This is a genomic window from Listeria farberi (assembly GCF_014229295.1).
Lineage (GTDB): Bacteria > Bacillota > Bacilli > Lactobacillales > Listeriaceae > Listeria > Listeria farberi.
The window spans coordinates 1191797-1213630 of the sequence record NZ_JAARZL010000001.1; the positions used below are offsets into that span (position 1 = coordinate 1191797).

Annotated in this window: 20 protein-coding genes and 1 riboswitch; of the genes, 4 read left to right on the forward strand and 16 right to left on the reverse strand. The window is 35.6% G+C overall.

The window, feature by feature from the left end:
• Nucleotides 1-112 precede the first annotated feature (112 nt).
• The gene (locus HCB38_RS05970) at nt 113-1282 is read right to left on the reverse strand and encodes a thiolase family protein (RefSeq protein WP_185607748.1); all 1170 of its coding nucleotides are present in this window, start codon (nt 1280-1282) and stop codon (nt 113-115) included.
• Between the two features lie 150 nt (nt 1283-1432).
• On the opposite strand from HCB38_RS05970, the gene HCB38_RS05975 reads away from it, so the two are divergent.
• On the forward strand, nt 1433-2599 hold the full coding sequence (locus tag HCB38_RS05975; protein WP_185607749.1) for a hydroxymethylglutaryl-CoA synthase: 1167 nt from the start codon (nt 1433-1435) through the stop codon (nt 2597-2599).
• A gap of 25 nt (nt 2600-2624) precedes the next feature.
• Here HCB38_RS05975 and HCB38_RS05980 read toward each other — a convergent pair whose 3' ends face one another.
• The 5 genes from HCB38_RS05980 to murB form a co-directional block, all read right to left on the reverse strand.
• Nucleotides 2625-3224 (reverse strand): VanZ family protein, encoded by a 600-nt coding sequence (locus HCB38_RS05980; RefSeq protein ID WP_185609034.1) that lies wholly within the window; start codon nt 3222-3224, stop codon nt 2625-2627.
• A 69-nt stretch (nt 3225-3293) separates the two neighbouring features.
• Nucleotides 3294-4538: an MFS transporter gene (locus HCB38_RS05985; RefSeq protein WP_185637828.1), complete on the reverse strand. Its 1245-nt coding sequence runs from the start codon at nt 4536-4538 to the stop codon at nt 3294-3296.
• 18 nt (nt 4539-4556) lie between these two features.
• Nucleotides 4557-5825 carry an alkaline phosphatase family protein gene (locus tag HCB38_RS05990; RefSeq protein ID WP_185607750.1) on the reverse strand — a complete coding sequence of 423 codons (1269 nt, stop codon included), beginning with the start codon at nt 5823-5825 and terminating at the stop codon, nt 4557-4559.
• 62 nt (nt 5826-5887) lie between these two features.
• Nucleotides 5888-6925 (reverse strand): AI-2E family transporter, encoded by a 1038-nt coding sequence (locus HCB38_RS05995; RefSeq protein WP_185318764.1) that lies wholly within the window; start codon nt 6923-6925, stop codon nt 5888-5890.
• A 28-nt stretch (nt 6926-6953) separates the two neighbouring features.
• The gene (murB, locus tag HCB38_RS06000; protein ID WP_185318765.1) at nt 6954-7850 is read right to left on the reverse strand and encodes a UDP-N-acetylmuramate dehydrogenase; all 897 of its coding nucleotides are present in this window, start codon (nt 7848-7850) and stop codon (nt 6954-6956) included.
• 217 nt (nt 7851-8067) lie between these two features.
• On the opposite strand from murB, the gene HCB38_RS06005 reads away from it, so the two are divergent.
• Together HCB38_RS06005 and HCB38_RS06010 are read left to right on the forward strand one after the other, a co-directional pair.
• On the forward strand, nt 8068-9051 hold the full coding sequence (locus HCB38_RS06005) for an ABC transporter ATP-binding protein (protein ID WP_185637830.1): 984 nt from the start codon (nt 8068-8070) through the stop codon (nt 9049-9051).
• Nucleotides 9048-10562, forward strand: coding sequence for an ABC transporter permease/substrate-binding protein (locus tag HCB38_RS06010; protein ID WP_185318767.1), 1515 nt, complete (start codon nt 9048-9050; stop codon nt 10560-10562). The genes HCB38_RS06005 and HCB38_RS06010 overlap by 4 nt, the downstream gene beginning before the upstream one ends.
• Before the next feature lie 38 nt (nt 10563-10600).
• Here the strand turns inward: HCB38_RS06010 and HCB38_RS06015 are convergent, their stop codons facing one another.
• From HCB38_RS06015 to HCB38_RS06050, 8 genes are all read right to left on the reverse strand, one after another.
• Entirely contained in the window at nt 10601-11431 is an 831-nt protein-coding gene (locus HCB38_RS06015; protein ID WP_185318768.1) for a hypothetical protein, read from the reverse strand.
• A gap of 138 nt (nt 11432-11569) precedes the next feature.
• Nucleotides 11570-12916 (reverse strand): Nramp family divalent metal transporter, encoded by a 1347-nt coding sequence (locus tag HCB38_RS06020; RefSeq protein WP_185637832.1) that lies wholly within the window; start codon nt 12914-12916, stop codon nt 11570-11572.
• A gap of 112 nt (nt 12917-13028) precedes the next feature.
• On the reverse strand, nt 13029-13700 hold the full coding sequence (locus tag HCB38_RS06025) for an ABC transporter permease (protein WP_185318770.1): 672 nt from the start codon (nt 13698-13700) through the stop codon (nt 13029-13031).
• A 14-nt stretch (nt 13701-13714) separates the two neighbouring features.
• Nucleotides 13715-14641, reverse strand: a complete 927-nt coding sequence (locus HCB38_RS06030) for an osmoprotectant ABC transporter substrate-binding protein (RefSeq protein ID WP_160465745.1) — start codon at nt 14639-14641, stop codon at nt 13715-13717.
• A gap of 1 nt (nt 14642) precedes the next feature.
• A complete protein-coding gene (locus HCB38_RS06035; RefSeq protein ID WP_185318771.1) occupies nt 14643-15299 on the reverse strand; it encodes an ABC transporter permease in 657 nt (218 codons plus the stop codon).
• A 3-nt stretch (nt 15300-15302) separates the two neighbouring features.
• Nucleotides 15303-16496, reverse strand: coding sequence for a betaine/proline/choline family ABC transporter ATP-binding protein (locus HCB38_RS06040; protein ID WP_185618972.1), 1194 nt, complete (start codon nt 16494-16496; stop codon nt 15303-15305).
• 292 nt (nt 16497-16788) lie between these two features.
• Nucleotides 16789-17349: an energy-coupled thiamine transporter ThiT gene (thiT, locus tag HCB38_RS06045; protein WP_185637834.1), complete on the reverse strand. Its 561-nt coding sequence runs from the start codon at nt 17347-17349 to the stop codon at nt 16789-16791.
• Nucleotides 17350-17416: 67 nt separating this feature from the next.
• A riboswitch (TPP riboswitch) is annotated at nt 17417-17527 on the reverse strand.
• Between the two features lie 69 nt (nt 17528-17596).
• Nucleotides 17597-17980: an MmcQ/YjbR family DNA-binding protein gene (locus HCB38_RS06050; RefSeq protein ID WP_185607754.1), complete on the reverse strand. Its 384-nt coding sequence runs from the start codon at nt 17978-17980 to the stop codon at nt 17597-17599.
• A 139-nt stretch (nt 17981-18119) separates the two neighbouring features.
• Here HCB38_RS06050 and HCB38_RS06055 point away from each other — a divergent pair, with 139 nt between their 5' ends.
• A complete protein-coding gene (locus HCB38_RS06055) occupies nt 18120-19721 on the forward strand; it encodes an ABC-F family ATP-binding cassette domain-containing protein (protein ID WP_003771831.1) in 1602 nt (533 codons plus the stop codon).
• 38 nt (nt 19722-19759) lie between these two features.
• Here HCB38_RS06055 and HCB38_RS06060 read toward each other — a convergent pair whose 3' ends face one another.
• Both HCB38_RS06060 and HCB38_RS06065 read right to left on the reverse strand, forming a co-directional pair.
• Nucleotides 19760-20410, reverse strand: a complete 651-nt coding sequence (locus tag HCB38_RS06060; protein ID WP_003762252.1) for a hypothetical protein — start codon at nt 20408-20410, stop codon at nt 19760-19762.
• A gap of 52 nt (nt 20411-20462) precedes the next feature.
• Complete coding sequence (locus tag HCB38_RS06065; RefSeq protein WP_185618967.1) at nt 20463-21803, reverse strand: dihydrolipoyl dehydrogenase family protein; 1341 nt, start codon at nt 21801-21803, stop codon at nt 20463-20465.
• Between the last annotated feature and the right edge of the window lie 31 nt (nt 21804-21834).

Genomic DNA, 21834 nt, shown 5'->3' on the forward strand with positions numbered 1-21834 from the left:
TCACACAATCAACTTAAGTTTTGTTCACAAAAAAGACAAAAACCAAATCATAAAAAAGCTAAAATCAGTTGTTGATTGATTTTAGCTTTTTATGAATATTAAATGATACTACTTATACTCTTTCAATAATAATTGCAATACCGATACCGCCACCAATACATAAGGAAGCTACACCTGTATGTTTATTTTCGTGTTTTAACTCATTTAACAATGAAACAACAATGCGAGCTCCTGAAGCACCGATTGGATGGCCTAACGCTATTGCTCCACCATAAATATTAAGTTTCTCTTCAGGTATTTTTAAATCTCTTGCAACTGCAACTGATTGAGATGCAAAAGCTTCATTTAAATGGAATAAATCAATATCAGCTATTGAGTAGCCAGCTTTTTCTAGCGCTTCATTAACTGCATAGTACGGGGCATAACCCATATAAGCTGGATCAACCCCGACTTCTGAAGTTACTTTAATTGTTGCTAAATAAGGGATGTTTTCTGCCACAGCTTTTTCTTTGGACATTAAAATGATTGCAGAAGCCCCGTCATTGATACCAGAAGCATTGCCTGCAGTAACAGTTCCACCTTCTTGAAAAGCACTCTTAAGCGTAGCAAGTTTTTCTAAAGTAGAGTTAGCGCGAATTGTTTCATCAGCTTCGAAAAATGAACCATCTGGAAGTTGAACAGGAACTATTTCCTCTTCAAAAAGGTTTTTTTCTTGCGCACGAGCAGCTTTCATTTGCGAATTATGGGCAAACTTATCTTGCTCTTCTCTTGAAACGGAATATTTATCTGCCACATTTTCTGCAGTAATTCCCATATGGTGTTCCCCGTAAACATCTGTAAGTCCGTCAACAAGCATGCTATTTTTTAAATCTTTCGGGTTAATTTCTTCACCAGCTAGTTCCGGGTTAAGTAGTAACGGCGCTTGGGACATATTTTCGGTCCCTCCTACTGCTACAATCTCAGCCTCTCCTAGTTGAATTGCTTGTCTACCAAGCATAATAGCTTTTAAACCAGAGCCACAAACTTCATTAATTGTCACACCTGGTACTTTATAAGGAATCCCGGCTTTAATAGCGACTTGTCTAGCTACATTTTGACCGAGGCCTGCTTGTAAAACATTACCAAAAATAACTTGATCCACACGTTCTGGAGCAATGTTAGCTCTTTTTAAAACACCTTGTAGAGCGGTAGCGCCAAGGTCTACTGCATTAACATCTTTCAAACTACCACCAAATTTTCCAATTGGTGTTCGAACGGCATCTATTATAACTACTTCTTTCATAGCAATCTCCTTTAAATGTAATCTATCCGTATTATATCATGAAACTTGCTAAAAACTCACTAGATTAAGCCCAATGTATTGTATTTTGTGCATTTTTCCACTAAAATTGAAGTACTTACAAATAAAATATAAAGGACTTGAGACGAACATATGAAAATTGGAATTGATAAAATAGGTTTTTATACTCCTGCGTTTTATGTTGATATGACTGAACTTGCTGAAGCTAGAAACATTGATCCAAATAAATTTACTATTGGAATTGGCCAAGATAAAATGGCTTTTGCCCCTATCACCCAAGATTCTGTCACAATGGGTGCAAATGCGGCTTTACAAATTTTAGATGAAAAAGATTTAGAAAAAATTGATTTGGTTATTTTAGCAACTGAATCTGGAATTGATGAGTCAAAAGCTGGTGCGGTTTATATTCACCGTTTACTAGGAATTCAACCTTTCTCTCGTGCTATTGAGATTAAAGAAGCTTGTTACGGTGCCACTGCGGGCATTAATCTAGCGAAAGATTATGTTGCAAAACATCCTGATAGTAAAGTACTTGTGATTGGCTCTGATATTGCACGTTATGGCCTTGAAACTGGTGGAGAAGCAACACAAGGTGCTGGAGCAGTTGCAATGGTTATTTCAGCTAATCCGCGCTGTATTACGCTCTTAGATGATAACATATTCTATACAGAAGATATTATGGATTTCTGGCGTCCTGTGTATTCTGAATACGCTTGTGTAGAAGGTAAATATTCGACAGAACAATATATTCACTTTTTCCAAACGATTTGGAATAAATATTCAGAGAAATTTGGTAAGAAACTAGATGATTTTGCGGCCATTTGTTTTCATTTACCATACACAAAAATGGGCAAAAAGGCATTAGATACAATTATTGAAACGGCTCCAAGTGATGTACAAGAAAGATTATTAGAGAATTATCGTTTAAGTACACTATACAGCCGTAATATTGGTAATATTTATACTGGTTCGTTATATTTAAGCTTTATCTCCTTGCTGGAAAATCAAGCGAATCTACAAGCAGATGATAAAATTGGCTTCTTTAGTTACGGATCTGGAGCTGTTGGAGAGTTTTTCCATGGGGAGCTTCAACCAGACTATAAAAAATATATTCATAAAGAAGCGCACGCTGAATTACTAGCTAACCGTACGAAGCTATCTATTCCAGACTATGAAACTAAATTCAAAGAACAATTACCAAAAGATGGTACTACTCTTAAAATTGATCCTGCTAGCGATCCAGCGGCAATTATTTTAACAGGAATTCAAGATCATAAACGTCAATATATAAAAAAATAACTATCAAAAAACCGACTAGGCTCATTTAGCTAGTCGGTTTTACTTTGAATCGTTTAAATTTTCTTGGGGACAAAAAACGGATAAGAATGTATCCTAGCATAATACCACTAACATTTAAGAATACATCTCCAGTATCAAAGAACCCCACATGCATTATATACTGCATCCCTTCTACTGCGAAAATCAACATTCCTGCTGATAGTAATGCAGTAAAAAATCCTAATTTCTTTAATAAAAAACCAATTGGAACAAAAGCGAGTACATTTCCTACAATAATAACACGTAAATTCCCTGCCAAGAATGTGTCAATAAAACCAAAAGTATCACTCGAAAATCCTTGAGTATCGGAAGCTTTTCCGAATAGTAAGCAAACAAGAATACTGAAATAGATTAAATAGCAAAATACAAGTAATGCTTTATTTATTTTCCAGTTTACTAATTGAACTGCGACAAAATAAAGTAAAATCGCCGTTATGCTAACCGTAATGTAGCCCATATGGCTTACTGTTGCCATTACGTGCTTTAAATAAAAATAAAGCCATCCTTGGAACCAGGAAAAATACATAGTTACTGCGACAATTAAAGAAATGATTGGTAAAACAAGAATTATGAAGTATTTTTTCATCCTGGTGTCCTCCTTTTCAAATCGTACATCTAGCTTAACACTTGAAAATAAGGACTTTCTTAAAAGGATTTAAAGATTTTCTAAGTTTTTCTCTTTTACAAATAAAAATAAAATGCCACCAACAAGGAAAAGAACAATTAAGCTAGCTACCCCGTACTGTGTTTTCCCGGTTATTTGTGTGATTACACCCATCAGTGCCGGCCCCATAATTGCTGAAAATTTACCAAAAATATTATAAAAACCGTAAAATTCATTAGAACGTTTTTTAGGAATAATTTTCCCGAAAAATGATCTGCTTAACGCTTGAATACCACCTTGCGAAGTTCCAACTAACATCGCTAAAATCCAAAAATCAAGCGCTGTTTTCATGAATACCGCGTAAATACAAATGATAATATAAACAAAAATTGCAGTAAAAATAAGCGGTTTGGCACTAAAACGTTTAGCTAAGTAGCCGTATAACAATGTAAACGGAAAGGCCACGAGTTGCGTCATTAAGAGAATTAAAATCAATGTCGTTTGCGAAATTCCTAAGTCAATTCCGTAAGAAGTCGCCATCCGGAAAATCGTATCCACCCCATCTATGTAGAAGAAATAGGCAATTAAAAAGATAACAATATTTTTATGTTCACTAATATGACTTACTGTATGAAATAACCTTTTAAAACTTGTTGTGACTGGTTTTTTCACTGCAGGAATATAATGGATTTGATGCACATTTTTCCACATAGGAATCGTGAAAAATAGCCACCAAAGCGCCGTCATAACAAAACCAATATTGACAAGTGCGACATCGCTAATCGGCAATATACCAGTCGCTTGGAAAATAATAAAGATAATAAAAGGGATACAACTTCCTAAATAACCATACGCATATCCGGCAGATGACACTTTATCCATTCGATTATTCGTTGTTACATCAATTAAAAATGCATCATAAAAAATATTTGCCCCCGAAAAACCGATTAATGATAACACATAAAATCCAAGTAACAAAAGCCAAGCATCAGTAGGAATAAAAATAAGTAAGAAAGTAAAAGCAATCCCTATTGCTGTAAAAATGCCGAAAAACCGTTTCTTAAAAAATTGATAATCAGCTATCGTACCAAGTATTGGTGCAAGTAATGAGATAAGTAAAGTACCAATCGAATTTGCATAACCCCAGTAAGCAGTTGAAGTCGTATCAGCAATTCCTGCATTGGCTGCCACCCCTTTAAAATAAATCGGCAAAATGGCAGTTGTAATCATAATAGAATAGGCAGAATTCGCCCAATCTTGAAAAATCCAGCTTTTTTCCTCTTTTGTGTATGCCAAATGTATTTCCCCTCTTTTCTATTCGAATAGCGCTTCTATTACAGTACCAGCAGTATTTGGAAATTGTAAGCCTAAAATTCGGGCAAATGTTGGAGCTTCATCAACTAAATGTGCACTGGCAATTTTTTCGCCTTTTTTAATGCCAGGTCCGTTAAAAATAATTGTTGTTTTATAATCCGGTTTACTTGGAGAATAGCCGTGAACCGCCTTGTAATAACCTGGTTTTCCAAGCGTCTCCTCAGTCACTTTTTCGTAAAGTGGACCATCTATGTCATCCATAAAGTAGTAACCACTCTTCCCCTCTACCATAAAAGTAGCCTGGCTGTCAGCGCCTCGACGTGTTAATTCCTTCGTTGACAAAATTTCTTCTATTTCGTTGATGCTTTGTAGTAAAAACTCGATTTCTTGGTTATGTTTTTCATTTTTCGTATAAATATAACAAGAACCATCACAGCTTTTGGCATATACTTTCCAGTCTGTAATCTTGCCATCTACCACTGTTAGCCAGCCTTTTTCAGCAAAGAGAACATTTAAGCGGATTGCGTGCGTTACATTTATTTGATAATGATCACCTAAAATAGCGAAAACTGTATTTTCATAAATACCAGCATCTTTCGTGGCTTGAATAATTTCAGCTAAACGGTTGTCATGTCTTTTTAAAGCAGCTTTTGCTTCTGTTGAATGAACTCCGTGGGCATGGCGCATGCTATCCATATCTACTAAATGTGTTAAAAGTAAGGTCGGTTTTTTTGTTTTTATTGTATCTACAACACTTGCTGTCAAAAATATATCAAGCTCTGGTTGATTTATCCCTTTTCGTAAATGTCCAAATTTCCGGTCCATATCGATTAAAAATAAAGATGAACTAGCATGAAGCGACACCATCATTTGCGTTAACCAAAAGCGATTTGGGAAAATTTCAGCAATATTATAATCAATATTACTTTTTGCTGCAACTGGCCATAAAAATGCTGCGGTTGTCATTCCTTTTTCTTTTGCTAAATCATATAAAGTAGGAACTTGAATCGCTTTTTTATACCAAAACCAATCTGGAGAATCTTTCTCGGGTTGAATTTTTGTGTTATTAATAATACCGTGAGTTGTCGGATAATGACCAGTAATAATACTCGTATGTGCTGGATATGTAAGTGATGGATAAATCGTTTCTACTTCTTGAATATGTGTCCCTGTCTGAATTAATTCTCGTAAAACTGGTAACTCAGACGTATCCTTTAAATCAAGTGCTCCTAGCGCATCTAATGAAATCACAAAAAGATGTTGTTCCATTATGCTTTCCCCCTTTAAAAAACAGGGGTTTTCCAGCTAATCTGGAAGAACCCCCGTGTGAATTACGTATGACTGATTGTATCTTTTGGTTGGTTAATTTCTTCTTGATTTGTGACACCTAGGACATCCAAGAAGAACATTACAACTGGAATACCAACAATTAATCCCCAAATTCCAAAGAAATGCTCTCCGAAAATAAGAATAATGAAAGTATAAAAAACTGGTAAATTTGTTTTTGCCGACATAAGTTTTGGATTAAGTACATAAGATTCAAGTGCATGAATAATAATAACTACTATTAAAATGTAGAAAATATATTCTATGCCCCCAATAGAATATCCAATAATGGTTAAAGGAACAAGGGAAATGATTACTCCTGCTACAGGAATCAAGCCTAGTAAGAAAACCATAATTGATAGCGTCATTAGCTGCGGGAAACCTAAAATCCATAGCGCAATCGTCGTGAGAATAGCATTAACAAGAGCGATGATAAATTGAGCTTCAATTACTTTCCCAAAAGTAGCTACAAACTTGGAACCAAAGAATTTTACTTCTTCGTAAATAAACCCTATTTTACTGGTGGAAAATTGATTAGTAAATGAAATCAAATGATCTTTTCCTAATGAGAAAAACAAACTTAGCATCAGTGCGATAAATACATTCATCAACACTGTCCCAACGTTGGTCAAATAAGTTAGAATCATTGAAACGCCTTGTTCTGTGTATTTCATAATATCAAATTGATTTGCTAAACTAACAATGTAGTTAATAAAATCATTATTACTATCTGTTTTTAAGAAGCTATTACCAAATTTCACTAATTGATTTATTTGATCTGCTAAAACAGGGATATACTTCACGAAAACAAATACGATAACACCAGCAATTAAAACATAAAGCAACAATACAATAATTTGTCGATATATTGAAATTCGTCTTAAAATAAAATTTTCTAGACGAGTGATAAGATATGAAAAAATAAATGTTAATAAAATAATATTCATTTGGCTTCTGAGTAAATAAAGTACGAAAGCAATTAGAAGAAATACGCCAACACGTCGTACGCTTCGATTCTGTAAAAATAAACTAAACTCTTTCAAAAATGTATGACCTCCTACTTAAATATAACTATTTGTCTTCACCAATAATTTTAACTTCTGTTTCTAATTCTACATCAAATTTTTCACGTACAGTTTGTTGTACATGAGCAATTAAATTCATATAATCAGTAGCTGTCGCACCACCAATATTGACAATAAAACCAGCATGTTTTAGGGAAACTTGGGCGCCACCAATAATATGGCCTTGTAAGCCACTATCTTGAATTAGTTTGCCAGCAAAATGGCCTGGTGGACGTTTAAATACACTTCCGCAAGATGGATATTCTAAAGGTTGTTTTGACTCTCTTAAAGCAGTAAGTTCGTCCATTTTTGTTTGGATAATATTTCTGTCTCCTAATTCAAGTGCAAAGGTTGCGTCTAATACAATATAGTTTTTTTCAGCAATCGTACTAAAACGATAAGCTGCTTTTAGCTCAGAACGCTTTAATTTTTTTAATTCCCCCGACTGTGTTAAAACAGTTGCCGCTTCAAGAACATCGCTAATTTCGCCTCCATAAGCACCTGCATTCATATGTAATGCGCCGCCAATTGATCCAGGGATGCCACAAGCGAATTCAAGTCCACTCAAACTTTCGTCTAATGCAAATTTTGCTGTATCAATTAACTTAGCCCCACTCATCGCGATAATTTGTGTATTTTTTCTTTCAATGGATTGAAGTAAGTCTAAGTGCAGAACTACTCCACGAATACCACCGTCTTTTATAATTAAATTAGAGCCATTACCAAGAATGGTAAGCGGTAATTTGTTTTGATGACAATAAGTAACGATTTCCTGAGTTTCTTCTATTGTTTTTGGCAAAACAAAAATATCCGCATTTCCACCTGTTTTCGTATACGTATATTTAGATAAGGGTTCATTTAATTTAATAGCTATATGAGGAAATTGTGCTTGCAAGTTGTTCATTATTTATTTCAAACCTTTCATTGATGTAATTTAGAAAATTCACTTCCTTTATTTTATCATGGAACCTAACTTTTACAAAGAAATCCATAGTTTTTTATTAAAATAGGAATATATAGTAATAATTTAGGGTAATTGGATGATATGTTCTTGAGAATTAAAATCAGAAATGATATGATATAGAACATATATTCGATTAAATAAAGAAAGGGATGAAAAAATGATTCGTTTTGATAATGTATCCAAAAAGTACAGCGATGATAAGACAGCAGTGAATAATGTTACTTTGGACATAAAAGATGGCGAGTTCTTTGTTTTCATCGGACCTAGTGGTTGCGGGAAAACAACAACATTAAAAATGATTAATCGCTTGATTCCACTTACAACTGGAACCATTTATATTAATGAAAAGCGCATTAGTGATTACGATATTCATGAACTCCGCTGGGATATTGGCTATGTTTTACAGCAAATAGCACTGTTTCCTCACATGACAATTGAAGAAAATATCGCTATTGTTCCAGAGTTAAAGAAATGGAGTAAAGAAAAAATCCATGATCGAATTACCGAATTACTTGATAGTGTGGGTTTAGATGCAGAAAGCTATCGCCATCGTAAGCCTGCTGAATTATCTGGCGGAGAGCAGCAGCGTGTTGGTGTTGTTCGCGCACTTGCAGCCGATCCAGGAATTATTTTAATGGATGAGCCTTTTAGCGCGCTTGATCCTATTTCACGCCAACGTCTACAACAAGACATTTCCACACTTCAAAAGAAAATCAAGAAAACAATCGTATTTGTTACCCATGATATGCAAGAAGCTCTGGCACTTGGAGACCGGATTTGTGTAATGCAAGATGGCGAAATCGTCCAAGTCGCTACTCCACAAGAAATTGTAAAAAATCCTGAAAATGATTTTGTTAAAGATTTCTTAGCTTCTGGGCACGCGTTCAATACACCGATTTTAGAAGCAAGTTTTACAGTAAATGATTTAATAGAGGCTGATTTGTTTTACGCATATCAAGCTAGTGACGGGACGATGGGAATTTCCTCGAACGAACCAGTTGAAAATCTAGTTCGCCGCATTGCTGAAGAACAATCGGTTCCAGTTAACAATGAAACCGGTCAGTTTATCGGTACGATTACTAATAAACATGTGATGCAATTTTTAGCGCGTCATCTTGAAAGTTCGGGTGAGCTTGTATGAATACATTGTTAGATACATTTGCTGTCCGTAAAGATGAACTATTCACGGCCTTAGTACAACACATTCAAATTTCGTTCGTATCCCTTTTTATTGCTGTACTCATTGCTTTGCCCCTAGGTATCTACTTAACTAGACATAAACGACTTGCTGAACCAATTATTCAAGTAGCTGCTATTTTTCAAACAATACCTTCCCTTGCTCTACTTGGGTTATTAATTCCACTTGTCGGTATTGGGATAGTTCCAGCAATTATTGCGCTTGTAATCTACGCCCTGTTGCCTATTTTAAGGAATACATATACTGGGATAAAAGAAGTTGACCCAGCCCTTGTCGAAGCTTCACGCGCAATGGGAATGAACAAATGGAAAAGATTATATAAAGTACAACTACCTCTTGCAATGCCTGTAATTATGGCTGGTATACGTACAGCTATGGTATTAATTATCGGTACGGCGACCCTTGCTGCATTAATTGGTGCTGGTGGTCTGGGGGACTTGATTTTACTTGGTATTGATCGTAACGATAATAGTTTAATTCTGCTTGGTGCAATTCCAGCAGCATTACTCGCAATCTTGTTTGATTTTCTACTACGCTTTCTGGAAAAAGCCTCTTTTAAGAGTACGATTATTACGATTTCAGCAGGAATTTTACTCACTGCCGCAATCATCGTCGTTCCTTATTTTGCTTCCGATAAAAAAGAAATTACAATCGCTGGTAAACTAGGCGCAGAACCAGAAATTTTAATTAATATGTACAAATTAGTTATTGAAGATGAGACAGATTTAAAAGTTAATGTGAAACCTAATATGGGTAAAACAAGCTTTGTATTTAATGCTTTAAAATCAGGTGATATTGATATTTATCCTGAATTTACAGGTACCGTATTAGAAACTTTCTTAAAAGAAAACGCAAAAACGCATGATCCAGAAAAAGTTTATACGCAAGCACGTGATGGTTTAGCAAAAGATTTTGATATGACATACTTAAAACCAATGGAATACAATAACACTTATGCGCTTGCTGTTTCACCTGAATTTGCTAAAGCAAACAAATTAGAGAAAATATCTGATTTAAATCCAGTGGTTGATCAAGTTAAAGCTGGATTTACTCTAGAGTTTAAAGATCGTTCAGATGGTTATAAAGGAATTCAAGATAAATATGGACTTACTTTCCAAAACTTAAAAACAATGGAACCAAAACTTCGCTATAATGCGATTAAATCTGGTGATATTAACCTGTTAGATGCTTATTCAACTGATAGTGAACTTGCACAGTACAAGCTAAAAGTGCTAGAAGATGATGAACAACTCTTCCCTCCTTATCAAGGTGCACCTCTTATGCTGAAGAAAACATTAGATAAATATCCCGAACTAAAAAAACCACTAGATAAACTTGCAGGAAAAATTACAGATGATGAAATGCGTAAAATGAACTATGAAGTGAACGTAAATGGTAAATCGGCTTATACGGTTGCTAAAGAGTATCTTCAAGATCAAGGAATTATTAAATAAGAAAAAGCTAAGTGGTTTTTACGCCACTTAGCTTTTTCTTATTGTCTGATTAAGTTTTTCACTTTATTAATATTAGGTTTATAGAAACGACAATGTGTCTCGAACTCTTTATTAAACTCAGCTGCACGCTGGGTTAAAGATTGCTCATGATCAAGCATTAAACCTTCTTCAAGAAGCGGTCTAAGAGAAATTATTTGATCAAATACAAGTCCAGCATTTGTGTCACTTAGAACAGATACTATTTTTCCTAATGCTTTTTGTTTTTCAGTTGGTAGTTCTTTTTGATGGAGATGGAACCATTTTGCCAATTGTTTCCGATTCTTTCGCGTTGCTTCTAAGAAAATAGTTTGCGCATAGGCAGCTTTAGTAAACGCAATGGAAAGATTTTCGGCTGATTCCCAATCTTCTTCTAAAATTTCACCTTGCATTTTAATTTTTTGGTTGAGTAAAGTAATATCTTCTTGATAAACGTCCAATTTGCGTTGTTGTTGTTTATAAACTTCCATCGCTAAATTAAGTTCATCAATCGTTGGCTGCATTGGTCCACCAAAAATAGTATTATCATTTAAAATTAATTGTGTTTGTTCTATCTTTTCAGCAATAATGCTATCGCGTTCTTTAATTACATGAGCTCGTTTACCCAAGTATTCAAAATAGAAATTATACTTTTGAATGCGATTAACTACTGCTTCTGCTTGTTTTACTGTTGCTGGTTCTTCTTGTGAGTTTAGAACTGTTACACCAGCTACTTTGTTTAATTTTGTATAAATAATGATTGTAAAAACTTCGCCGTCCAGTTTAATTGTGTACGGTAGTTTATGTTGCTGTTCTAAAAGCCTTTTATGTTGTTTTAATAGTTTATCCGTCATTGTTAATCAACACCTTTACTACGCCATTAGTATTATATAATTCAATTATATAGTATAAAGATGAAAATTTCGAGGGAAAGAAATGAGAAAATTATTTTTAATTGTTTACATAATATAATTATTGTCTTCTACCCTGCTTTATAATGATGTTAAAGTATAAAATAGCAAATAGATATTTAAAACAGCGATGAAAATAGCAACAGTCCAAGAAATAATTTTTAACCATGTGGGGTTAACGAATTCGCCCATCTTTTGTTTATCACTTGTAAACATAACTAATGGTATTACAGCAAATGATAATTGCATAGATAGAATAACTTGACTAAAAATTAGTAGTTCATTGATACCATTTGCCCCGTAGAGAGCCGTAATAATAACAGCTGGGACGATAGCTAGTACACGCGTTAATAAACGACGCACCACTGGTTTTAAACGGATATTTAGAAAACCTTCCATAACGATTTGGCCAGCTAAAGTTCCTGTTAAAGTGGAATTTTGGCCAGAAGCAAGTAAAGCTACTGCAAAAACAGTGCTGGCGATACTGCTTCCAAGAGTTGGATTAAGTAATTTGTATGCATCTTCAATACCCGCGACATTATGTTGTCCTGTAGTATAGAAAGCTGCTGCTGCCAAAATTAAAATTGAGGCATTAATTAATAAAGCAATTGTTAAGGAAAATGTTGAATCAATGAAGGAAAAACGAATTGCTTCTTTCTTTCCTTCTTTTGTTCGCGCATATTGTCTTGTTTGAACGATAGATGAATGTAAGTATAAATTATGTGGCATAACAGTCGCTCCAAGAATACCAAGTGCGATATAAAGCATAGCTGGATTTGTAACGATTTCTGATTGTGGAATAAAACCTTTGGCGATTGCTTGCATGTCTGGATGTGACATCACCATTTCCGCCCCAAAACATACAAGAATCGTAACCATTAATGTAATAACAATAACTTCTATGTAGCGGAAGCCCTTATGTTGTAAAAATAATACAAGAAAAATATCTAATGCTGTAATACAAACGCCCCAGATTAATGGAATTCCAAATAGTAAATTAAGCGCAATCGCACTACCAATAACTTCTGCTATATCTGTTGCAATAATCGCTAATTCAGCCAAAATCCAAAGTACAAATCCAAATGGTTTAGAAAAGTGATCGCTTGAAGCTTGGGCTAAATCACGCCCTGTTACGATACCTAATTTTGATGCAAGTGATTGCAATAAGACGGCTAAAATGTTGGAAATTAAAATAACAGATAATAACGTGTAACCAAATTCTGAGCCTCCAGCAATGGAAGTTGCCCAGTTTCCAGGGTCGACATAGCCAACTGCAATAAGAGCACCTGGTCCCATAAATGCAAATAGTTTTCGGAAGAATTTAGCGTTTTTTGGAATTGCTACTGAATTATTTACTTCGCTTAAGCTGGGAGCATTCTGTGCTTTTCTCCAGCTTTGTTTTGTACGTTCTGTTTTTTCCTTTTTCATGCTCCCTGACCTTCTTTCGTTTATGGTAAAAAGTTTACTACGGGAAACATTCTTTGTCAAATGAAAAACACAACCTTTTACATAACTAATAGGTTGTGTTTTTCGATTGTTCTTATAGGACTTCGGTCAGTGGTTTTCTTTTGTTCTTTACTGGATTTAAAGTGCGTTCAACCCATCCTAAAAGTACATCGGCTAGTATGGCCATGACTGCTGTTGGAATGGCACCTGCTAAAATAATGGCGGTTCCGTTAGTTGCATTGGTTCCACGGACAATAATATCACCGAGACCACCTGCTCCAACAAATGTCCCAATGGCTGCAACGCCAATCGCGATAACAAGGGCATTTCGAATTCCTGCCATAATAACAGATAATGCAAGTGGCATTTCGATGAGGCGTAGTACCTGCCATTTTGTCATTCCCATTGCTTTGCCAGATTCTAAAAGCGCTCCATCAACGTTTCTAATGCCTGTGTAGGTATTTTTTAGAATTGGAAGTAAAGAGTATAGGAATAAAGATAAAACGACTGTATTCGTCCCTAAGCCCATAATTAGCATAAGTACAGCTAACATTGCAAGTGCCGGGATAGTTTGAATGATATTGGCAATTTGGATAACCCAACCAGCTAAGCGTTTTTTTCTTGCAATATATACTCCAAGTGGTATCGCTATGATTGCGGCAAAGATAACTCCGTACGCACTCATTAAGAAATGCCGCCAGAACTCTTCCATGACATAACTTCCATTTGTTTGGTAATAATCAATTAATTGTTTTAATGTGTCCATCTTTTGGCACCTCCTTAGTTTTTACCTTCAAAGTAATTATTTTTTTGCAAGAACTCCTGCGCTACGATGGATGGTTCTTTTAGCTTACCATCTGCTTCATAATTTAGTTTTTGCATCTCTTCTGTAGAAATTTTACCTTTTAATTTATTGATAGTAGTTTTTAATTCTGGATGTTTCTTTAAAATTTCATCTGTTGCTAGGGCAGAAGCATCGTATGGTGGGAAGAATTTTTTATCATCTTTTAGTAATTTTAAGTTATATGTTGGGATACGGCCGTCTGTTGAATAACCAAGTGCCACATCCATTTGGTTGTTTTTAAGTGCGGTATAAATTAAGCCGATTTGCATTGGGAAAATTTTCTTGAATTCGATGTCATAAGCTTTTGAAAATGCTTTATAACCGTCACCTTCACGTTCCATCCAAGAATTATCGACCCCAGCAGTAAGCTCATTTTCTACTTTACGCATGTCGCTAACTGTAGTTAAGTTGTATTTTTTGGCAGTATCTTGGCGTACCATAAACACATACGTATTAGCAAAACCATAAGAATCAAACCATGTTTGGTGAAAACGCTCTTCAAATCCTTTTTTTACAGCTGCTAAGGCTTTTTCCGGATCTTTTATAGCTTCTTCACCTAGTGGACCAACTAAATCTGTACCGGTGTATCTAGTAGCAGTAATATCCACATCTCCATTTAACATCGCTTGGTGTTGAACGATAGTTGATCCGAGGTTGTTGACAATTTCTACTTTTAAGCCAGTATCATGTTCAATTAATTCTTTTAAAATATTTGAAACAATTTGAGATTCGGTTGTAGCCATTGCGCCGATACGGATAGTATCTTTAGAACTTCCTCCAAGTCCTGGTAAGGAGCAGCTAGATAAGAAAAGAGAACTCGTTAGTAGTAAAACGCTGAATAACGCGATAAATTTTTTCTTCATGTTATTCTCCCCCTTCCCGAGCTTCACGGATGGCTTTTGGAGTTAGGCGATATTCTAATTTTCCAAGCGCGAATTCTACTACAAGAGCTAAAATAGTTACTGGGATTGCTCCGCCGAGAATTAAATCTGGACGATATAAGTTTAAGCCATTAAAAATAAAGTCTCCAAGTCCCCCAGCTCCAATATATGAAGCAAGTGTAGCCCAAGCGATAACGTATACAGCTGATAAACGAATACCAGCCATAATTACTGATATAGAGTTAGGGATTTCGACATTAATGATTAATTGCCAATTTGTCATTCCCATACCACGACCAGATTCGATTAAATTTTTATCGACTCCTCGAACTCCAATAAAAGTATTACGCAGGATCGGTAACAATGCGTAAATAAACAGTGCGATAATCGCTGGTAATGTACCAACTCCAAGAAACGGAATAATGAACGCCAAAATGGCAAGTGACGGAACGGTTTGGAGAACACTAACTATACCAATCACAAAGTTCGCTACTTTTGGAGAACGTGTGAGTAAAATCCCTGTTGGTACCGCAACCGCAATACCTAAAATAACAGCAGATAGAGAGATAAATAAATGTTGCCATGTTTGAACAAGCAAGTTATGGCCATTTTCTTGAAAAAATGTAACAATTGCGTCCATAGCTTATCCCTCCTGCTTCATTTCTGGTTCTGTCGTTTGGGTATCCGCCTGTTCCTCCTGATTTTCTGCCACATCAGCTACAGTGCCCCAAATGGAGTCGTAAACGATATCAACTAAGCTGGCACGAGTAACAATTCCGACGAGGCGTTTATCTTTATCTACTACAGGGATATATTTATAACCGCGTTTTAGGATTCGTTGCACTGTATCACGAAGTAAAGTATCTTCATAGACATAAAAAACATTTTTCTCAATAATATCCATTACCGAGGTTGCTGTACGACGATTTAAATCAATTTGCTCTACATCAATAAAGCCTTTTAATACATTACCTTCATCAACAACAAGTAACGTATCTACACGTTTTTCCTTCATGACAGTAATCGCAGCTTGTAGTGACTTATCTGCTGTAATAGAAACTGGATTCGTGTTCATAATTTGTGCTACTTGGGTGACATCGGGTTTTGCTTCAATTAAGCGGTCTTTACCAATAAAATCTTCTACAAATGAATTTGCTGGGTTACGTAAAATTTCATCTGGTGTATCAAACTGAACGATTTCGCCAGCTTTCATAATAACAATACGGTCTGCTAGTTTAATCGCTTCATCCATATCATGGGTAACGAAAATAATAGTTTTTCCGAGTTCTTTTTGCAAATTTTTGAATTCTTCTTGGAGAGAATCACGAGTAATCGGATCTAGTGCTCCAAAAGGTTCATCCATCAAAATTAAGTTTTGTTCTGCTGCAAGCGCTCGCAAAACACCGATACGTTGTTGCTGTCCACCACTTAATTCATAAGGATAACGATCTAAAAATTCTTCTGGTAAATCAACTAATTTAATTAATTCTTTCGCCCGCTCTTGTTTTTTCTCTTCGGACCATTTAAGTAATTTTGGTACAAGGACGATATTCTCTCTAATCGTCATATGTGGCATCAAGCCAATTTGCTGAATAACATAACCAATAGAACGTCTTAGTTTGACGGGATCTTCCGCCATGATGTCTTTATCATTTATAAATATTTTGCCTTCTGTAGGTTCAATAAGCCGGTTAATCATCTTCATCGTTGTCGTTTTTCCACAACCACTTGGACCGATAAAACAAACAAATTCTCCTTTATCGATGTTAAGTGTTAGATCATTAACAGCTTTTTTGCCCCCTTTATAAGTCTTCGTTACGTGTTCGAATTTTAACACGCTTACACACCTCCATTTTTTCTTTACCACTACCAAAAAAATTGGCAATCGGTAACTAATTTCCCTAACTAGTACGGATTTAAACTTTTTAAATACAAAAAAACAGCTTTAAAATAGTGTAGCATTCAAACGGAAGTTACTAAACAAGATGATTTCGTACTTGTGGCACGTTAAGAACATCGCTGCTAAACTTTTGGTCGTAAAAATGAGCACTCAGATAAGCTGTAAGACAGTATTTATTCTATTATAACATACTAAAAAGCCCTATTAGATTTACTAACAGGGCTTTCCTTTATTTAGGTAAGAATAATTTTGGCGTTGTTTTGAGTAGTATTGAAATAATTATCCCACAAACAACAACAGTACCGAGGCAGCTAGCTCCGTTCATCACTGCTGAAAATAACTGTGCTCCCCAACCTTGAAAAGCATAAGCGCCCCAAAATAAAACTCCAGCTACATAATGCCAAAAATATCTAGCCACACCACCAATAATCATGGTACCCCACGCCCATTGAATAGCTTTTTTCAGTTGGTTAGCAGCTAAATTACTTCGAACTTGTTTACTAAATACGCCACTGAAAGCAATAAAACTGAAGGCTAGGATATATTCTATAATTGCTTGAGATGGCATTAAAATATAAGCTTTCCCTGTTAAAAAATGTAGTAACCCCCATAAAAGTCCGGCAAATCCAGCCGCCCAAAAACCGCGACGAATTGCAATAACGTACATTGGAATCATTCCTAGTGAAATCGAAAAACTGGAACCAATGTCTAGCGGGATAAAGCTTAGTACCATTGCAACTGCTGCAAAGATAGCACATTCAAGTAAAATGATTAATCGTTTGTTTTGCATAAAAAATAAACTCCCCTCTTCTTTTTGGTCAAAAACGTACCCCAGAAGAAAGCAGTTTCTATTGTTAGAAATGCAATCGCCACAATCCCTACGCTCGTATTAACGAACAGGTTCAAAGGGTCAGAATCCAAAAACACGCGGATTCAATCTCAGCTAAGAAGCCCCCCCTGTGGTAACGTCTATGAAATTATCGTACAACAATCATTATAGCATGAGATGTTTTTTTGTAAAGAATTATTTATCTTCCTTAATCATTTGCAGAGAATCTTACAGTATTTTGTGCTTTCTTCGGCAGTTTGTCAAAAATCAGCTGGTAACTATTTTTGATTAAAGCAAATTCTGTTTCCGCTTCGACATCATATTTTTCATTAATCACAAGTGTAATCCAATGCTTTTTATTTAAGTGATAACCGGGTTTTATACTCATATATTCATCGCGCAATAAATCAATTCTCTCAGGCTGGCATTTAACACTGACATATAATTCCCCGTGATACATATGTATGAGCGCAAATATTTTACCACCAAGTGTTAAAGCGTGCATTTTAGAATCAAACGGGAATGTTTCTTTTGCACCTTGCAAGCTAAGGCAAAGCGCAACTTTTTTATGTAAAGTTTGCTGATAATCCATTTAGCTTCCCTCCTTATTTTTACATTATAACATTTATTTATGGGTGTATGCTTTCTTTGCTGCACTAACCATGTTAAAATAGAAGTAATTGTGCTTTTTCTGATTTCAAGAAGAAGTAACTTAGTATTGGAGGAAGAAAATGTTAACTGTAAATAATGTTGGCTTACGCTACGGCGATAAAAAGCTATTTGAAGATGTTTCGATTAAATTTTTACCAGGTAACTGTTATGGTCTTATTGGAGCAAACGGTGCTGGTAAATCAACGTTCCTAAAAGTGCTTTCTGGCGAGCTTGATTCTCAAAGTGGTAATGTGCATATTGGTTCAGGTGAGCGTCTAGCTGTCCTTCGCCAAGATCATTTCCAGTATGATGATGAACTGGTCCTTAACACTGTCATAATGGGACATGAACGTTTATACAAAATTATGGACGAAAAAAATGCCATTTACATGAAAGAAGATTTTAGTGATGAAGATGGTATCCGTGCTGCTGAACTTGAAGGCGAATTTGCTGAATTAGATGGCTGGGAAGCAGAATCTGATGCCGCTGTTTTATTAAACGGCTTAGGTATCCCTACTGATTTACACGGAAAACTAATGAAAGATTTAACTGGTGGAGAAAAAGTGAAAGTGCTTCTTGCGCAAGCTTTATTCGGTAAACCAGATATCTTACTTCTGGATGAGCCTACCAATCACCTTGATATTCGTGCGATTCACTGGTTGGAAGAATTTTTAATTAACTTTGATAATACGGTTATTGTTGTATCCCATGACCGTCACTTCTTAAATAAAGTATGTACGCACATTGCGGATCTTGATTTCAGCAAAATTAAATTATATGTCGGAAACTATGATTTCTGGTATGAATCAAGCCAATTAGCTCAAACAATGATGGGCGATCGTAACAAGAAAAAAGAAGAAAAAATGAAAGAATTACAAGACTTCATTGCTCGTTTCAGTGCGAATGCATCGAAATCCAAACAAGCTACAAGTCGTAAAAAAATGCTCGAAAAAATCACGCTGGAAGATATTCAACCTTCTAGCCGTCGTTACCCTTTCATTCAGTTCAAACCGGACCGTGAAGTTGGGAACGACCTTCTAACTGTAACAAACTTGTCTAAAACAATTGATGGCGTGAAGATTCTTGATAATCTTTCCTTCTCTATCAATCGTAATGACAAAGTTGCTTTAGTTGGCGATGATGAAGTTGCCAAAACAGTTCTTTTCCAAATCCTTGCTGGTGAAATGGAACCTGATGAAGGTAGCTATAAATGGGGTATTACAACAAGCCAAAGCTATTTCCCTAAAGATAACTCAGAGTTCTTTGAGGAAAACGACATGAGTCTTGTAGAGTGGTTACGTCAGTTCTCTCCTGAAGATGATAGTGAAGCATTCTTACGCGGCTTCCTTGGGCGTATGCTATTCAGTGGCGATGAAGTACTGAAAAAAGTACGCGTCTTATCTGGTGGAGAAAAAGTTCGTTGTATGTTATCCAAAATGATGCTTTCAGGTTCAAATGTTCTTTTACTTGATGAACCTACTAACCACTTGGACTTAGAATCAATCACTGCATTAAATAATGGTCTTGAGGCGTTCAAAGGCGCTATGATCTTTGCATCGCATGACCATCAATTACTACAAACTATCGCAACTCGTATTATTAATTTATCAAAAGATCAATTTTATAATAAAGAAATTTCTTATGATGAATATTTAAAAGAAGTTATGAATGTAGCTGAATAAGTAAAAAAACAATATCCCATCTCCGGGATATTGTTTTTTTATTTAAGTTCGATTTTACCTGTTTCTGTTGTAATTGGTGTCGAAGAATCTTTTAAATAGCTTAGGAAACTATAAGAAATCCAAGTAATATCAGAAACTTTGTCTAATTTTTCTACTGGAAAAACGATTGTTCCTTTAACCGTTTTACCAGGTTCGATTTCGGTGGTTTCAAAATCAGATAGAACAGCGTCTCCTCCATTTATATCCATCTTATTTGCTTCAAGTTGGCCTTGGTTCGGATAGGTTTCAAGAGTTTTGGCTGCATTGTTGGTTATTTCTAATTGTAATGTGATACTGCCAGGAACTGACTTGCCTTCTACTGTTGAATAGGTTTCTTTCTTTTCGACCGTGACAGAGGTGATTTTTTTCTTAATATTATCTGCGGAATCTTCATAGTTTATTTGATAAGTTTTTGTTTCTTCTGCAGTAGCTTGGCTTGTACCTTTAGAAGAATAATTGAACACATCATTTTGAACTTGTTGATAGTGTGAAAAGCTAACAATAATGCCAATAATTGAACCAACCAATAATAACATTCCAGCGCTTGTTAAAATTGCACCGATTTTTCGCTTGGCTGGGAAAAATAAAACAACAATACCGCTGATAAAAATTAAGAATGCACATATTCCGGCAATAATCCAAATTTCCATCTAATTTACTCCTTTTATGCGAATTTCTCCCTCACTATAACATATTTAAGCTCTAGTTCAAAGCAGTTAAATCACTTGCAGGTGATGGATATGCAAATATGACAGACTGTAAATCAGCCAAAGTTAAGTTAGCTTTCATTAGGATAGCAACATAATTTATCATATAATCGGCCTCTTCACTAAGGAAGTGAGCGCCCTTAATTTGACCAGTTTTGCGGTCTTCTATGATTTTTGCGAGAGCGATTTTTTCATTCGTTCTTCTGTACGTATACCATTTTGTTGTATCATGGTTTTTAATTTGATATTTTTCTGGATTGGCAGTTGCTTCTTCCATACTTATGCCAATGCTTGCAAGTTTTGGACTAGTGAAAACAACGCTTGGTATTGCAGGATAATCGATTTTTTCGTTGCCACCTAAAATGTTTTTTGCTACTAATGCCGCTTCCATACTAACAACTGGTGTTAACGGAGCGCCTTTTGTAGCTGCTACATCACCACATGCATAAATATGTGCGTGGTTAGTTGTTTGTAGTTTCTCGTTTACTGTAATGCCTTTTTTTGTATAGTCTATGTTTGCCTTTTCTAGAGCTAAATGGGCGATATTGGGGGTTCTTCCTGTTGCTCCGATAATTAAGTCGGTTTCCAAGGAAAAGCTATTTTTACCTTCGATATGAAGTTTTTCACTATTTTTAGTAATTTTAGTAATATCTGTATCAAAATGGAAATGAATGCCTTCTTCTTTTAGTGTAGCAACTAAGGCGGCTACAAAATCGGGATCGAATTTCTTTAATGGTTCGCTATTATGATGAATTATATGCACATCTCTCCCTGCCGCCAGCGCGATTGATGCAAATTCAAAAGAAATATAACCACCGCCGATAAAAACAACCGAATCTGGAAGTTTTTCAAGTGATAAGAAATCATCACTCGTTTGAATGTGTTCTTGCCCTTCTACTTTAAGTGTATTTGGTGTTGCACCAGTTGCAATCACTATTTTTTTAGCATTTAGTATATCATTACCAACTTGCAAAGTATTTTCATTTTGAAAACTTGCTGGTCCAAAAAACGTTTCAATCCCAGCTTCTTGAAAACTTTCCAAGCGACTTTCAGGCACATCTTCTACAAAGGTTTCTTTGAATGCCATTAAATCTGTCCAGCTAATTGTTGCTGCTTCTTTAATACCTTTACCACGTAATCTTGTGGAAAGATTTCTTGCTTCTGCTGCTCCAACTAACACTTTTTTGGGATCACAACCTCTAAGGACACATGTACCGCCCCAACTACGCTCTTCCACAATCGCTACTTTTAGACCGGCTGCCTGCGCTTCAAAAGCCACAGTTGTTCCACTAGCACCACTTCCGATTATAACTACATCATATGTAAATTCTGTCATTTGAATCACTCCTTCCTAGCTTATTTTCCCC